The 252-nt window shown below is 63.5% G+C and carries 1 protein-coding gene; it reads right to left on the reverse strand.

From position 1 onward, the window contains the following. Positions 1-252: IS66 family transposase (locus M8006_RS18580; RefSeq protein ID WP_488592962.1), on the reverse strand; the 252-nt coding region annotated here is incomplete at both ends.

Genomic DNA, 252 nt, shown 5'->3' on the forward strand with positions numbered 1-252 from the left:
CCACATGAAGCTCTTCGCTGACGACCTCGCCGATGACCTTGAGCTCAGTGCCGTCCTCGGCGCAGCAACGCTCGGCGTCGTCGAGTTCGTGAACCACCTCGACGCGAGGCAGTTCGGGTGGCAGTGCTGCGCGTCCACCGCGGGTGCGCTTTTTGACTGGGGCAGCGGCGTTCTCGGCAGATGCCGTTTCGTCGGTGATGTCAGTCTGAGAATCATCCGTCTGGCTGTCGTCTTCATCGACGGCCAGCTCGG

Origin of the sequence: Halomonas llamarensis (assembly GCF_023555005.1) — a bacterium.
GTDB lineage: Bacteria > Pseudomonadota > Gammaproteobacteria > Pseudomonadales > Halomonadaceae > Vreelandella > Vreelandella llamarensis.